Genomic DNA, 15168 nt, shown 5'->3' with positions numbered 1-15168 from the left:
CGTTGAGAAAAACTGGTTTTTATGTTGTTGGCTATCTATAATCTCGCGCAACCTTTTTCCCCCCTCAGACTCAACTTAAGCCGTTTTTTATTCGGCTGGGATATATTTTATGAGCGAAAAGTACGTCGTAACCTGGGATATGTTGCAAATTCATGCCCGCAAACTGGCACAGCGTTTACTGCCTGCCGATCAATGGAAAGGCATCATTGCCGTTAGCCGCGGTGGTCTGGTGCCAAGCGCGCTGCTGGCGCGTGAGCTGGGTATTCGTCACGTTGACACCGTTTGCATCTCCAGTTATGACCACGACAACCAGCGCGAAATGAAAGTGCTGAAGCGTGCCGAGGGAGATGGCGAAGGGTTTATCGTGATTGACGATCTGGTTGATACCGGCGGTACGGCGAAAGCGATTCGTGATATGTACCCGAAAGCGCATTTTGTGACCATTTTCGCGAAACCTGCCGGTAAACCGCTGGTTGACGACTACGTCATTGATATTCCGCAGGACACCTGGATTGAACAGCCGTGGGATATGGGCGTGGTGTTTGTTCCGCCTTTGTCTGGCCGTTAATCGCCTGAGCGAATATTCGTTTCCAACAATGCCCGGTTTAGCCGGGCATTGTCGTTTTTGACGATTGGTATTTATGACGATTAGTGTTTATGGCGACGGTTGTTTCTGAACGGTCGCCATTTCTAGCGCAGGCTTTGATCCGATCGTGTGTTTCTGCTGTTGATATTTGTCTTCTCTGGCCTGAGTTCGTTACACTTTAGCGGGTGACGAAGAAGTCGTCTGATGTCCGCTAACAGCGGTTTACATTAACGGAGGCTGCTGTGGCGCAAGCTAACCTGTCTGAAACGCTATTCAAACCATCCTTTAAACATCCAGAAACCTCGACGTTGGTCAGACGTACGCGGAATAGTCAGGACGTGCAGGGGCTACATTCTACGCTGGAAGGGGAGAAGACCCGCAGTTGGTATCGGATGATTAACCGACTGATGTGGATTTGGCGTGGCGTCGACCCGTGGGAAATCGAAGACGTGCTGTCGCGCATCGCTGCCAGCAACGCTGACAGAAGCAACGAGCAACTGCTCGATACGGTGATCGGCTACCGAGGCGGTAACTGGATTTATGAATGGGCGAAGCAGGGCGCAGACTGGCAGCAGCGGGCGCTTGAGAGTCGCGATGAGTCGCAAACCGGGCAACTCTGGTTGAATGCCGCCAACCTCTACAGCATTGCTGCCTACCCGCATATTAAAGGCGATGAGCTGGCGGAGCAGGCGCAAACGCTGGCAAATCGCGCCTATGAAGAGGCTGCCAAGTATCTGCCTTATGAACTCAAAGAATTAACCTTCCCGATTACGGGCGGCGGTACGCTGACCGGATTTCTGCATATGCCAGCGCAGGCGAAAGCGCCTTTCCCAACTGTGCTTATGTGCGGCAGTCTGGAAATGTTGCAGAGCGATTATCATCGCCTGTTTCAGGACTATTTTGCGCCAGCGGGCATGGCAATGCTGACGATTGATGTTCCCTCCGTTGGATTTTCTTCCCGCTGGAAGCTGACTCAGGATTCCAGCTTCCTGCACCAGCAGGTCTTGCGCGCGCTGCCGGATGTTCCGTGGGTCGATCACACTCGCGTTGCCGCGTTTGGCTTCCGCTTTGGTGCCAACATTGCCGTTCGGCTGGCGTATCTGGAATCGCAGCGCTTACGCGGCGTGGCCTGTCTCGGCCCCGTGGTGCATCACCTATTAAGCGATCCGACTCGCCAGCAGCAGGTGCCGGATATGTTTATGGATGTGCTGGCGAGCCGGCTCGGTATGCCGTTCTCGACGGATACCTCGCTGAAAACCGAGCTGGGACGCTATTCGCTGAAAACGCAGGGGCTGCTAGGACGCCGCTGTCCGACGCCGATGCTGGCAGGCTATTGGGATAACGATCCGCTCTGCCCGAAAGAAGAGGCCAGCCTGATAGTGAACTCATCCGCACAAGGGAAACTGCTGCCGGTGAATTTCTCGCCGGTGTACCAGAATTTCCACCGCGCACTACAGCAAATTAGTGGGTGGTTGCAGGATAAAGTGTAGAAAAGCGGGGGCCACGCACGGTCTGTGCAGGCGAGTCTTCACTACACGGACCGTTGTTCCTGCCAGACGATAACCGTCGATCACAGGATCTTTTTGGCATAGCAAAGCCTGTCCATATCAATCACTTCAACCGTCACTGACAGGTTCTTCAATTCCAGTGCTTCAATCTTCTGAAGTACCCGATTGGAGAGACTGCTTTTCTGCTCCTGCGTCCGTCCAGAAAGCACCTTGATTGCCACATGAATAAAGCTGGCTCGTACGCCACCTGTCGTGTAGCTATCGTAAGCAAGAGATCTGACTTTGATGTCGCTGCCGTCGCTGGCAAACAAACCGGATTCGAGCGCGCCATGATAGATCGCAGGAAGTAGGGTATTTACATCAATGTCTGACGAATGTTCGGCGATACAATGGGGCATGGGCGTCACTTCTCAATGAACGAAAACGAAGAGACCAGAGTATTGAATACCCCGTGTCGATCGGCAATCCTTTTCAGGAAAGTCTGTGCGGATAAGGGGGGAGATAGGGCCGTCATGTCAGATGGTTCATAAACAATTTTTACCCGTTTTGGGATCGTTGAAGGATGCAATGATGTGGGGAATATTATCTCGTCAGCAGCAAAGCCTGCATGACATCTGCTGTTCAGACCTACCGCTGGAAAAGAAAAAACGACAAATCGACCGTTTTCTGGCACAGGGCGGCAGCATAAATGAAAGGCAGCGCCATACTGCTAATGTACTCGGTTTGCTAACGGTCAATACGGACGCACCGGATACAGAGTTGGTTCGTTACCTGCTGGATAAGGGGGCTTTTATTGAACAGCCTGGAGGATTCAGCGCATTGCATAATGCGATCGAGTTTTTCCATCTGGACCTTGCCGAGCTTTATCTTCAGTACGACGCTGATGTGCACTACCTCAATTTTTTCAGCAATTCGTGGCTGAACTACCTGTACTGTCCTCAGGATCGACATACCTACACCGACGAGCAGCGTAAGCAAATGCTGGATCTGTTGTTACGCTACGGTTTGGATCTCAATCGTGAAACCATTTTCTGGACATCGCTGGAGACCAGCTTTCCGATTGAGATCGTGCTCTGTGAGAAGGATGTGAGCCTGCTGGAGCACATTTTTCAGCTCGATATTCCGATCCATTTCGCTGAAACCGGCATTTTTGAGCGCATCTTTAACTATAAAAGCGAGTGGCTTCCGCTGACGCTTTTTCAGCAAATCGTGAAACGGGCGGGTGGGGCTGCTTATCGCGAACCTGGCGTGATTCTTTCCGAAGACAAGAAGATTCGTACCGATGGCTCGCTATTGGAAATGGCCATTTTTTACTGTGCGGATGAGCGACTCTGTGAATGCTTGCTCGATACCTATCCTGATATCCGCTGTGATTTAAGCAATTACAGCTTCGTTCTGGACACGTTACTTAACCGCTATTCGCTTGAATTGGTGGAGCGAATTATTCAAAAAACGGCGGATATCGATCGTCCTTATTCCCTGTTCATTTCTTCTGGCCGGAAAAAACAGAGCGGGTGGGAGGCCGATGCGTACCCTGACGTAGGTAGCTCGGCCATGATGCAGTTTGTGGACAACCGTCTGATAAAGGCGCTGAGCGAGCCTGACTATTACGTCTATTTCTACGATGCCATGAGCCTGTTGCTGCAATACGGCGCGTCGCCTCTGGTCGATAAAATGAGCGGAGGGCGCAACTATGAAATGCGGAACTGGTCATTGCTTTACCTCGTCTGCGTTGAAATGGTGTCGCAGAATAACTTTCGCCCCGACCTGCTGGATTTACTGGTGGCACACGGTGCGAATTTCAACGTGAAGAAAAGTGCGGTCAGCGAACCACTCTGCATTACGCTGCTTCAGCGTGGCTACAATTCGACACATGAAGATGTGCTGCTTCAGGTGATGAATTACCTGTACGAACACGGTATGGATTTACAGGCGACCAATGCTTACCTGATCAACACGGCAGCGGCTGCGGGGATTGGCTCTCGACCACAGGTTTTACAGTGGCTTATTGCACACGGTGTGGATATTCACACCCTGAGCGGATTCGACAATTCCCCCGTTCTGCATAAAACCATCAGCCTGTATAGCGATGAAGCACTGACGCCGGAGCGACGTGCTGAAACCGTCGCGGTACTGCTGGATAACGGCGCGAATATTGATGAGTTCTCGATTGATGAACAATTCACGCCGCTAATGTGCGCGGCCTACTATGGTGAAGCGAAGTGTGCCGAGGTGTTGCTGGCGCGGGGAGCCGACCCATATGTCCGTAGTGCCAACGGCATGACGCCCTTGCGCTGCGCGCTACACCGCGCGGATGCGGCGGCGGCGCGAATTGTGACCCTGCTTCATCAGTATGGCGTGACGATAACGCGGGTGGACGAAGAGGGTAACGATCTGCTGGTTCGCTGTATTCGCAATAAACACGACGCGGTGTTCAAAGCGCTACTGGAGATACTGTCTCCTAGTCTGGATGACATGCATCGGCTGTTGGACTGGCTGGCGCAGGGCAACCGCTACTGCTATTTCTCCGATCAGCTACGCCAGCAGATTGCGCGACTCAGCGCTGGCGAGCCGTCTTCCCACCATTCGTTGCCGCTATAAGGACGTTGTATATGTTTGGTTCATCTTCCAAAACGGATACGTTAGAGACGATTTGCTTCTCTGATGTCCCCACCAGCAAGAAGCGGAAACTGATCGATCGCTATCTGGCGGCTCAGGGCGACATCAACGCGCTGAGCGGTGGGCAAACCGTTCTGCATCAATTGAGTCAGGATCGCGACACGGAGATCGATCTTGTACGCTATCTGCTGGAAAAAGGGGCGAGTATCGAAACGCCTGAAGGCGAAAGCGCGCTCTTCGCGGCGATCGCGTCTTACTCTCCTGAGCTTGCTGCGCTGCTTTTACAGCACGGTGCCCAGCTAGATTTTCATGATAATCAGGGGCGCGGTTGGCTACACTGCTTTTTTGATCTGCCCGAAAGCCCGGTCTATACCCATGCTCAGCGCAGTACGATGTTGGGGGTGTTGCTGGCAAATGGGCTGGATATCAATCAGCCTGTCCTGTTTCATCCCGAGGCTGAGAAACGCCATTCCGTCGATATTCTGCTGGAAAAGCAGGATCGCTTTTTGTTAATGCGGCTGTTCCAGGCTGATAGCTCGGTACGACTGACGGGGACGTCGATACTGGAAACGGTATTTCGGCACGCCGGAGCATGGATGACGCTGGATGTGTTTCAGCCGATCGTTACACAGGCTGCACGTGAAGGGATGTTGGAATCGGGCTTTACGCTGTCATTTCATCAGACTGCGGAACATCAAGAGCAGAAAACCTCGGTGACCTGGCTGGAAATGGCGCTGCATTGCGGCCTGCCTGCGCCGCTGTGTGCGTTCTTATTAGATGCATTCCCAGATATGCGCTGCGATGTGCCTGCGTACAGCATTCTGCTGGATGCGCTGGAAAGGTCGTTTCCTCCTGCGCTGGTACGGCGTATTGCGGAACGGGCAGCCGATCTCAATTGCCGTTATCCGCTGCGTCTTGAGCAAAACGAATCTGACGATGATGAGGATGATGCAGAGTATGAGCGCGATGCTGAGCGTGAAAATGATGTCAATCAGGGCACGGTACTGGCGCAATATCTCATGTTGCGAGCCAAGGCCGCGGTAACGGATAGCCGCGTCCATCGCGTGTTCAGTTCCTCTCTCCAGCATCTGTTGGATCTGGGCGCTTCTCCCAATATTGGCTATACGATGTGGGAGGAGGAGGATGACACGCCGACGACGTGGCCAGCGCTTTATACGCTCTGTGAGGCGATGATCGCCACCGGACAATATCATGCTGACCTGCTCGATCTGCTGATAGCGCACGGTGCGGATTTCAATCAACAGCAGGTACTACAAGAAAGCGGTGTGCTTCCGCTGGGGATGGCGCTGCTCCTGTATTTACCGTCCAGCCCGCATGAAAGCGTGCTACTTGATATTTTCCGGCACCTGCATTCCTGTGGGATGAACCTGCATAGCACGGCACCAGACGGGATGAACATGGCTTACGCCGCTGCGGCAGGGTGTCGTCCGCTGGTGCTAAACTGGCTGATTCAACAAGGCGTTAGCCTCAATGCGGAAACCGCAAGCCACCTTGCTCCGCCGCTGCATCGCGTTATTTATAATGTGGTCGTGACGCCGGAAAGGCGTAAAGCGACGCTTGAGGCACTGCTGCAACAGGGGATAGAGAAAGACATCGCGTGGGGCGAACACGGGATGACGCCGCTGATGCTGGCGGCGAAACAGGGCGCGCAGCATTGTCTTGACGTGCTGCTGCAATATGGTGCCAACCCGAATGCGCGTGGCGCAGGTGGCATGACGCCTGCGCTGTGTGCGATAACGAGCCGCCGCGCTATTGATTTCCCACCGCGCCCTGAGTCGGTGTCCGCCCGCATGTTGGCGATGCTGCATGCCTACGGTGCGGATCTCTGCCAAAGCAATGATGATGGAGTCACGCCGCTGTCACTCAGCGTGCAGGAAGAGCGGAAAGAGATCTTCGAAGCGTTGCTCAGGCTGGCGACGTTTACGGAAGAACAGCTGCGAAGCGTGCTGGACGGCAAGCGTTCGGTTCACGCTTATTTTGTTGAACGCCTGCAAACGCTGCTGGCATTGCCTGCGCCACACGCTGAAATGGGGCTGTCACGCTTTGCCGTGCAGCCTAAATTCGTAGCATGACAGTGCATTGGTATTGAGGCAGAACAGCCGGGCGTCGGGCAGTAACCTGATGCCAGGTGGTTGATAAATTGCCATTCTCTGCTAAAAAGAATGTTCAACCAGAGGAGATCGTAGATGATGTTACCGAGTGGACACCCCAAAAGCCGACTCATGAAAAATTTTACGTCGTTGGGGCCTTATATCCGTGAAGCGCAGTGCGAGGATACCGCGTTCTTCTTTGATTGCCTGGCGGTTTGCGTCAACATTAAGCCCGCGCCAGAAAATCGTGAATTCTGGGGCTGGTGGTTGAATTTGGAAGACACTGGCAAAGGCTTTACCTATGACTATCACTACGGTTTGTTCGATAAACAGGGCAACTGGCGTGAAGAAAAAATCAAGGACAAAGCCGTGATGGAACAAGTGGAAAATGCCAGAAAGGCTTTCCATGTCCGTCTGGAGAAACAGCTGCACTCGTTGGAACCCGCCTGTACCCTCGTCGCACGACCGTGATACTTCCCTGACGATCCCCGATTTATTCGCAGGTTTTCGCGTTGTGCCTGTTGGCATAACGCGTCTGTCCTGCTACAACGTTTTCCTTATTCTTATTTTTTGACATCCAACGGCAGAGAAATTATGAGCGGCAGCCAGACTTTGGTTGTGAAACTGGGCACCAGCGTGCTAACCGGCGGTTCGCGCCGTCTTAACCGCGCCCACATTGTTGAACTGGTGCGCCAGTGTGCGCAGCAACATGCGGCAGGGCATCGGATTGTTATTGTCACCTCAGGGGCGATTGCCGCCGGGCGTGAACATTTGGGTTACCCCGAACTCCCCGCCACGATTGCGACCAAACAACTGCTGGCAGCCGTGGGCCAAAGCCGCCTGATTCAACTGTGGGAACAGCTGTTTTCCATCTACGGTATTCACGTCGGGCAGATGCTGCTGACGCGTGCAGATATGGAAGATCGCGAGCGTTTCCTCAACGCGCGCGACACCATGCGGGCGCTGCTGGATAACAATATCGTTCCGGTTATTAATGAAAACGACGCCGTTGCGACCACCGAGATCAAGGTCGGTGACAACGACAACCTGTCTGCGCTGGCGGCGATTCTGGCCGATGCGGATAAGCTGTTGCTGCTGACCGATCAGGCTGGTCTGTTTACCGCCGATCCGCGTAATAATCCCGATGCGGAGCTGATCCGTGAAGTCACTGGCATCAACGATGCGCTGCGCAGCATTGCGGGTGATAGCGTATCGGGCCTCGGAACGGGCGGTATGTCGACCAAATTGCAGGCTGCTGATGTGGCTTGCCGTGCCGGTATCGATGTGGTGATTGCCGCTGGCAGCAAGCCGGGCGTGATTGGCGATGTGATTGCGGATATCTCCGTCGGAACGCGTTTTCATGCACTGGATGCGCCTCTGGAAAGCCGCAAACACTGGATTTTCGGCGCACCGCCGGCGGGGGAAATCACCGTTGATGATGGCGCGCTCTCGGCGATCCTCGAACGCGGCAGTTCGCTGCTGCCTAAAGGCATCCGCACCGTAGAAGGGAACTTCTCTCGTGGTGAAGTGATCCGCGTGCGTAGTCTGGCGGGCCGCGATGTGGCGCATGCCGTGACGCGCTATAACAGCGATGCGCTGCGTATGATTGCCGGACACCACTCTCAACAGATTGCTGAGATTCTTGGCTACGAATATGGTCCGGTGGCTATCCATCGCGACGATATGATTATCAATTAAGGAGTTCGCGATGCTTGAACAAATGGGTAAAGCGGCAAAAGCGGCCTCTTATCAGCTGGCGGTCTTGAGCACAGCGCAAAAAGATCGCGCTCTGCTGACGATTGCGGATTTGCTGGAAGCTGAAAGCGCGACGATTCTGGCGGCTAACGCGCTGGATTTAGCCGATGCCCGCCAAAATGGCATGAGTGAGGCGTTGCAGGATCGTCTGCTCTTAACGCAGGACAGGCTGAGCGCGATTGCCAGCGATGTTCGTCAGGTATGCCGCCTGACCGATCCCGTGGGGCAGGTGATTGACGGCAGCATGCTGGATAACGGGCTGAAGCTGGAGCGTCGCCGGGTGCCGCTGGGCGTAGTCGGTGTGATTTATGAAGCGCGCCCGAACGTCACCATTGATGTGGCGTCTCTGTGCCTGAAAACCGGTAACGCGGTGATTTTGCGCGGTGGAAAAGAGACGTACCGCACCAATGCGGCGACGGTAAAAGTGATTCAGCAGGCGCTGTCGCAGTGCGGCCTGCCAGCCGCTGCGGTACAGGCGATTGAAAGCCCGGATCGTGAGCTGGTCAATCAGCTGCTGAAGCTGGATCGCTACGTAGATATGCTGATTCCGCGCGGTGGCGCAGGCTTGCACAAGCTGTGTCGCGAACAATCGACGATCCCTGTCATCACTGGGGGTATCGGCGTTTGTCACATCTATGCTGACGACAGCATCGATTTCGTCAAAGCGCTGACCGTCATTGAAAGCGCCAAGGTGCAGCGCCCTAGCGCCTGTAACAGCCTGGAAACGCTGCTGGTCAATCAACATATTGCCGACCGTTTCCTGCCAGAGCTGAGCAAGAAAATGGCGGCGGCAGGCGTTACGCTCCACGCCAGCCCATCAGCGATGCCTTATCTGACTGGCGGCCCGGCAAGCGTCGTTGCGGTGGAAGAAGCCAACTATAACGATGAATGGCTCTCTAACGACCTGAACGTTACGTTGGTGGACGATCTGGATGCGGCGGTTGCCCATATTCGTGAACATGGTACACAGCACTCTGATGCGATTCTGACGCGCTCTTTGAGCAATGCGGAACGCTTCGTGCGTGAAGTGGATTCCTCTGCGGTGTATGTCAATGCCAGTACACGCTTCACCGACGGCGGCCAGTTTGGTCTGGGTGCAGAAGTGGCGGTCAGTACCCAGAAACTGCATGCGCGCGGCCCAATGGGTCTGGAAGCGCTGACCACCTATAAGTGGATTGGTTATGGTGACGATTTGATTCGCGCCTAATCAATGCATAGCTGCGTATATCGAGAGATATGCGCAGCGTTATGTTCACTCCGTTTTATTACTTTTCTCTTTTTGTCTAAATAAGACATCTCATTCCAACTGTGATTTTTTGCTGTGTTATATATATTTAACGTAAAATTTAATACAGCAATAGAATTTCAATAAAATAACCGCATCAGAGAAATATCCTCCGATAGTAACAGATTATGCTCTGTGGGGCGTATTCACAAATACATAGCCTGTATTGCTATCGGAGGATAAAGGGTAATAGTGACTTATCCTCTATTACAATAATACGTTATTTCATATTAACGTTGATGTTTCTCTGCGGCATTGTGGATGGAGTCGGCGGTTTCACGAGCATTTTTTTCCGCGCGGCTGTTAAAACCATCCGCTTTAGATTTGACGTCGGCCCAGCCTTTTTCGGCGTCTTTTCTGGCTTCGGATTCTCGGGATTTCACATCAGCTTTGACTTTGTCTGCCCTTTCTCTGGCTTCTGGCTCCCTTGATTTGAGATCCGCTTTGAAATCATTAGATTTTTCCCGCGTTTGGGCTTCATGCTCATGCGCCTTGGTTCGCGCTTCTGACGCTTTTTCTCTCGCTTCAGTGCGATCGTGACTGAGGGCCGATTCTGCTGACGCCCGGGCGGAATCCAGATCATTTGCTGCCACCATGCCAATGTAACTGGTTCCCAGAATTAAGCCTAAAAACAGTGGTTTCATATTCATGGTCTATTTCCTCTTACTGCGCTCTATGACTACGCTAACAATAACCTTGTCGTCGACAACGTATTATTGAAAGCTTCACGTTAAGACCGCCTCCTTGTCGTCTTGGCCATTTAAGTAGAGCAAAATAGAAAATAAAAAGAATAGGGAATTATCCTAAACAGTACACTTGGGTTTTGTTATGTATTGCATTTATACCTGAAAGGTAAAAAGATATTTTTATTGTAAATATCACCCTTTATAAAACAGGAATATTCATCTGCAAATAAAACGGTGTTTTCACATGATTAGGGACTGTCTTTCTTGTACTTCACCCGAAGAAGATGGTGGCATAGGAAACATGCTCCGCATGCGCGTCCGTTAAGCCGAAAAGCTATAGCCTATAGCGTTATTAGCACGGAAAATTATCAGAACAGCGTGGATGCTGATAAAACCAGCAGACGATCGCCAAACGCTTGACTTGACGTACCATTATCACTAATTTGTCACCCCGTAGTTCACGTCTGGCTCTCGCCACGACGATCTCAAAGCCGATATAGCTCAGTTGGTAGAGCAGCGCATTCGTAATGCGAAGGTCGTAGGTTCGACTCCTATTATCGGCACCAGTTTTTATCATAAAATCATCAAGTTAACGTTGCGATCTTTTGTTTTATTCAACACTAGCATGCGCTTTTACGCACTGTGAGTGTGGAAAAATTGTGGCATGGCTAATTGGTCAGCATTACATCGTTACGCCCAACAAACCAATTCATTATAAACGCGACATGTTTGCCTTACCGGAAACGTTGTATCAAGGAAAACCTAGTGATGAAAAAAACTTATTAATTAACAGCTTAAAACGTATTACCTGAGTTGCTTAAGTGTCAGAAATGAACATTCGATTACATAACAACGAGTGATACAATTAATTTGGTGAATGTACTAGACCTAGGCAATTGATTACTCTTTAATTAATAACGGCACGCTCATAAGGCATCACTTTCCTGCAATGAGAAATGTAGCTAACGATGTCGAACTTGATGAATTTATAGTAAACTTTGCAACAAGAGAACATGGGTGTATGAGGGGTTATGGCTACTGCAGAGCAGATCAAAGCTTTATTGAAAAGCCACGTTGATCGTGATGATCAGCGTTTCTTTTCTATTGCTTTGCAAGTGGCAGCTAAGGAAGCAAGACAAGGTCATCATAAGCTTGCTAATGATATAAAAAACTTAGTTGATAAAAATCAGAAAACAACGAGTTCTGTAGGTTTAGTTGAAAAACGACTTACACCATTTGTTAAGCAGCCTGATGGTGATCTTAAGGGATTACTTGAGCAAACGAACAGGCCAGTACATCTTCAAGAACTAGTAATTTCTGTAAGCGTAAGAGAAAGGTTGAATCAGGTCCTGCTTGAACAAAAACAAAAGGATAAACTTTCTGAGTTTGGGCTTATTCCAAGGAGAAAACTACTTTTCACTGGCCCTCCGGGTACTGGCAAGACAATGTCTGCATCAGTCATTGCCACAGAGTTAAAATTACCACTCTATACAGTCGTCTTAGATAATCTAATCACTCGTTATATGGGTGAAACGGCAGCCAAATTACGTTTGATTTTTGACCATATACGGCAAACAAGGGCTGTATATTTTTTTGATGAGTTCGATGCTATCGGAACTCAGCGTGGTGCACAGAATGACGTCGGAGAAATCCGCAGGGTTTTAAACTCTTTTTTGCTCTTTGTTGAGCAGGATGATTCTGAGAGCATAGTGTTAGCTGCAACCAATCATCCAGAACTTTTGGATCGCGCATTATATAGACGATTTGACGATATTATACCGTTCATAAGACCTGAGGGGGATTTAATCAGGAACCTTATTGAACAAAGACTAGCCGTCTTTGATCTCTGTAGTTTATTTTGGAGTAAGATCATTGATAGTGCTTCAGGTTTAAGTGCAGCAGAGATTACGCGGGCAAGCGAAGATGCTGCCAAAGAATCAGTACTTTATAATGAAAATAATATTACAACCGATTTATTAGTGAAGGCTATAAAGCGTAGGCAAGAAAGTAGACAATAAGGGATGAGATGACTACCAACAAGAGGCATATTTTATTAAACGGCTTTGTTTCCCCCGAAAACTATCGCTCCAGGAGTACTGGTCGTAGTCCCCAAGTTCCAACTCGTGATAGAGTGGTTCAAGGTACATCATTACTAAATCAATATAGCCGTATATTGAATCATTATGATGAAAGGCCGAAGCTCCCTCCTATTACTGATGAAAGTGGCATTTATGTTAGACTAATCAGTTTCGAACAATGTGATCTTCCTATAGAAAAAATCGATAATACTTATTTCAAGCTTTGTTCTTTAGTTAAGTCAAATAACCGTGAAGCCGCGATTATATACATTAATGAAAGTGATAGAGCTAAATTTGCTAAAAAAATAAATGATTATTTGAATCCTTCGAAAGATGGTATCGAATTCCCTAGAAATCATTTATTAATTGACAGTATAGAGCATATTGAATTAGCAGATATAACTTCTTTCTGGACAGATAAAATAGATCTTATTCCAGATGGCCTCGATACTGAAAAGTGGTTCGAGCTTTGGCTTAAAGGTAATAATGAGGGTGTAATAAATATTGCTCGGCGGTTATGTGAAAGAATTAATGGAAGGCTCGGGAATACTTCTATTAACTTTTTCGATACTACAGTTGTTCTTATTCGTACGAGTTTATCGAGATTAAGCATTTGCCCTGAATTAATATCTAATTTAAAAGAGATCAGAGCAGCTAGGGATGATATATCAGTTATAGTAAATTCTTTACCTACTGAGCAGCATCAGTGGACAGAAGATGTTGTCGCGAGAATTACCCATAACAATGAAACTGATGTCTCTATTTGTATATTAGATACAGGTGTTAACTACAACAACCCACTATTATCTAGTTTTACTAACTCATCGCTGGCAGTGGCTTGGGACATATCTTGGCCACTTTTCGATAATTATAATCAAAGGCCTTATAATGATCATGGTTCCAGACAAGCAGGACTATGTGTTTATGGAGATTTCCTGTCAGTTGTATTGAACGATCAGGAGATTTCGATTCCGTACAGTATAGAATCAGGAAGAATACTTCCTCCAAGAGCCACTAACGATCCTGCGCTATACGGAGCTATTACTACAGGAACATCAAGTCGTCTGGAGTTGGAAAATCCGCACTGGCGTAGAGTTTATTCACTTGCGGTGACCGCAGAGCCTAATACTCTTGGGGGGCAACCCTCCTCATGGTCTGCAGAAATTGACAAGTTTAGCTTTGGTTTAGAGGATGATATTCGTAGATTGTTTATAATTTCTGCGGGTAATTCTCAACCTATAAATCTGAGATTAGATTATTGGGATTCAGTGACTCTTGCTGAAATTGAGGATCCTGCTCAATCTTGGAATGCATTGACTGTGGGAGCGTATACAAATAAAACAACCCATACAGACCGAGGATATAATGGCTGGTCTCCTTTCGCTATGTCAGAAGATGTCGCACCGTCATCACGCTCATCGGTATCTTGGGCGTGGAAAAAGCATGCACCATATAAGCCAGATTTAGTGGAGGAAGGCGGAAACAAACTTTTATCACCTAACCGTGATGAAATTACAAATACAATTGAGCTATCTTTGCTAACAACTTCTGGTAGGGCAACAAACCAGTTGTTTGAAGTTAATTCAGATACTAGCGCGGCCTGTGCTTTAGTCTCAAAACATGCAGCTATGCTAATGGCTCAGTACCCAGAATATTGGCCTGAAACTATCAGGGGATTACTTGTTCATACAGCAAGATGGACTAGTCGTATGCACGAACGATATAAAACAGAACTTGCAAGGGGAACAGCCAAATCGGCTAAAGAAAGCTTATTAAGGATGGTTGGTTATGGAGTGCCTAATTTACATCGAGCAATGCATAGTGCAGAAAATGCGCTTACATTAATATCTCAGTCTGAAATTACTCCATTTAATCGAAATGGTTCTAATGATCCTATACTGAATGAAATGCATCTATTTTCACTCCCTTGGCCCGTAGAAGCTCTTCGCTTACTGTCACATGAAACAAATGTTATTTTAAGAATCACCTTGTCGTATTTTATTGAACCAAATCCAAGCCAAAAAGGGTTCAGACGACAATATACCTATCAATCTCATGGACTGAGGTTTGCAGTCATTAGACCTAATCAGAGCCTTGATAACTTCCGCGCTTCGATAAACCGAAATGCAAATAATGAAGAATATAATGGACCTGAAGGGGATGCATCAGGATGGTTTCTTGGTCCTCAATTAAGAGTTAGAGGTTCATTACACTCGGATGCTTGGAAAGGCAGTGCTGCAGATTTAACAGAGATGAATACTATCGCCGTCTATCCCGTTGGTGGATGGTGGAAATACCGTACAGCGCAGGATCGCAATACTAATAATGTTAAATATAGTTTATTAGTTAGCATTGATGTACCAGATGAAAATATTGATATTTACAGTGAGGTTGAAAATACCATTCGAATTGAAAATCAAATAGATATTGAAATTTAAAGTGCAATATTTAAGGTTTTATAGATTCGAAAGAAAATGTCCTTCACTAATTAGTTGGATCAATAATTAAGCTCCTCCTAATATCATCGATGATGGTGCTGG

Annotated in this window: 11 protein-coding genes and 1 tRNA gene; 10 read left to right on the top strand and 2 right to left on the bottom strand. The window is 48.9% G+C overall.

All coding sequences use genetic code 11. The features are described from left to right. The first annotated feature begins 109 nt into the window (after window positions 1-109). The gene (gene gpt / locus H4F65_RS17510; protein WP_010282559.1) at window positions 110-568 is read left to right on the top strand and encodes a xanthine phosphoribosyltransferase; all 459 of its coding nucleotides are present in this window, start codon (window positions 110-112) and stop codon (window positions 566-568) included. Between the two features lie 260 nt (window positions 569-828). Then, window positions 829-2076, top strand: a complete 1248-nt coding sequence (gene frsA / locus H4F65_RS17505; protein WP_010282557.1) for an esterase FrsA — start codon at window positions 829-831, stop codon at window positions 2074-2076. A gap of 80 nt (window positions 2077-2156) precedes the next feature. Here frsA and H4F65_RS17500 read toward each other — a convergent pair whose 3' ends face one another. Continuing rightward, the gene (locus H4F65_RS17500; protein ID WP_010282556.1) at window positions 2157-2492 is read right to left on the bottom strand and encodes a 5-carboxymethyl-2-hydroxymuconate Delta-isomerase; all 336 of its coding nucleotides are present in this window, start codon (window positions 2490-2492) and stop codon (window positions 2157-2159) included. Window positions 2493-2664: 172 nt separating this feature from the next. Between H4F65_RS17500 and H4F65_RS17495 the strand changes: the two genes are divergently transcribed. From H4F65_RS17495 to proA, 5 genes are all read left to right on the top strand, one after another. Further along, window positions 2665-4695, top strand: coding sequence for an ankyrin repeat domain-containing protein (locus H4F65_RS17495; protein WP_010282555.1), 2031 nt, complete (start codon window positions 2665-2667; stop codon window positions 4693-4695). 11 nt (window positions 4696-4706) lie between these two features. After that, complete coding sequence (locus H4F65_RS17490) at window positions 4707-6806, top strand: ankyrin repeat domain-containing protein (protein ID WP_010282554.1); 2100 nt, start codon at window positions 4707-4709, stop codon at window positions 6804-6806. A 114-nt stretch (window positions 6807-6920) separates the two neighbouring features. Further along, the gene (gene crl / locus H4F65_RS17485) at window positions 6921-7295 is read left to right on the top strand and encodes a sigma factor-binding protein Crl (RefSeq protein WP_010282553.1); all 375 of its coding nucleotides are present in this window, start codon (window positions 6921-6923) and stop codon (window positions 7293-7295) included. A gap of 123 nt (window positions 7296-7418) precedes the next feature. Continuing rightward, window positions 7419-8522, top strand: a complete 1104-nt coding sequence (gene proB, locus H4F65_RS17480; protein WP_010282551.1) for a glutamate 5-kinase — start codon at window positions 7419-7421, stop codon at window positions 8520-8522. A 10-nt stretch (window positions 8523-8532) separates the two neighbouring features. After that, a complete protein-coding gene (gene proA, locus H4F65_RS17475; RefSeq protein ID WP_010282547.1) occupies window positions 8533-9786 on the top strand; it encodes a glutamate-5-semialdehyde dehydrogenase in 1254 nt (417 codons plus the stop codon). 308 nt (window positions 9787-10094) lie between these two features. Here proA and H4F65_RS17470 read toward each other — a convergent pair whose 3' ends face one another. Further along, window positions 10095-10514, bottom strand: coding sequence for a hypothetical protein (locus H4F65_RS17470; protein WP_010282545.1), 420 nt, complete (start codon window positions 10512-10514; stop codon window positions 10095-10097). Between the two features lie 526 nt (window positions 10515-11040). Between H4F65_RS17470 and H4F65_RS17465 the strand changes: the two genes are divergently transcribed. From H4F65_RS17465 to H4F65_RS17455, 3 genes are all read left to right on the top strand, one after another. Beyond that, window positions 11041-11116 (top strand) — tRNA-Thr (locus tag H4F65_RS17465). Between the two features lie 465 nt (window positions 11117-11581). Beyond that, window positions 11582-12568, top strand: a complete 987-nt coding sequence (locus tag H4F65_RS17460) for an AAA family ATPase (RefSeq protein ID WP_010282541.1) — start codon at window positions 11582-11584, stop codon at window positions 12566-12568. An 8-nt stretch (window positions 12569-12576) separates the two neighbouring features. Beyond that, window positions 12577-15066 carry a S8 family peptidase gene (locus tag H4F65_RS17455; RefSeq protein WP_039320547.1) on the top strand — a complete coding sequence of 830 codons (2490 nt, stop codon included), beginning with the start codon at window positions 12577-12579 and terminating at the stop codon, window positions 15064-15066. Window positions 15067-15168 lie beyond the last annotated feature (102 nt).

It is taken from the genome of Pectobacterium brasiliense (assembly GCF_016950255.1).
Taxonomy (GTDB): domain Bacteria; phylum Pseudomonadota; class Gammaproteobacteria; order Enterobacterales; family Enterobacteriaceae; genus Pectobacterium; species Pectobacterium brasiliense.
This window is presented reverse-complemented; position numbering and strand designations above follow the sequence as displayed.

Excerpts from the sequence above, each read along its gene's own strand:
- gpt (WP_010282559.1), top strand. The coding sequence starts at position 110 with ATGAGCGAAAAGTACGTCGTAACCTGGGATATGTTGCAAATTCATGCC.
- H4F65_RS17500 (WP_010282556.1), bottom strand. The coding sequence starts at position 2,492 with ATGCCCCATTGTATCGCCGAACATTCGTCAGACATTGATGTAAATACC.
- H4F65_RS17495 (WP_010282555.1), top strand. The coding sequence starts at position 2,665 with ATGTGGGGAATATTATCTCGTCAGCAGCAAAGCCTGCATGACATCTGC.
- H4F65_RS17490 (WP_010282554.1), top strand. The coding sequence starts at position 4,707 with ATGTTTGGTTCATCTTCCAAAACGGATACGTTAGAGACGATTTGCTTC.
- crl (WP_010282553.1), top strand. The coding sequence starts at position 6,921 with ATGATGTTACCGAGTGGACACCCCAAAAGCCGACTCATGAAAAATTTT.
- proB (WP_010282551.1), top strand. The coding sequence starts at position 7,419 with ATGAGCGGCAGCCAGACTTTGGTTGTGAAACTGGGCACCAGCGTGCTA.
- proA (WP_010282547.1), top strand. The coding sequence starts at position 8,533 with ATGCTTGAACAAATGGGTAAAGCGGCAAAAGCGGCCTCTTATCAGCTG.
- H4F65_RS17470 (WP_010282545.1), bottom strand. The coding sequence starts at position 10,514 with ATGAATATGAAACCACTGTTTTTAGGCTTAATTCTGGGAACCAGTTAC.
- H4F65_RS17460 (WP_010282541.1), top strand. The coding sequence starts at position 11,582 with ATGGCTACTGCAGAGCAGATCAAAGCTTTATTGAAAAGCCACGTTGAT.
- H4F65_RS17455 (WP_039320547.1), top strand. The coding sequence starts at position 12,577 with ATGACTACCAACAAGAGGCATATTTTATTAAACGGCTTTGTTTCCCCC.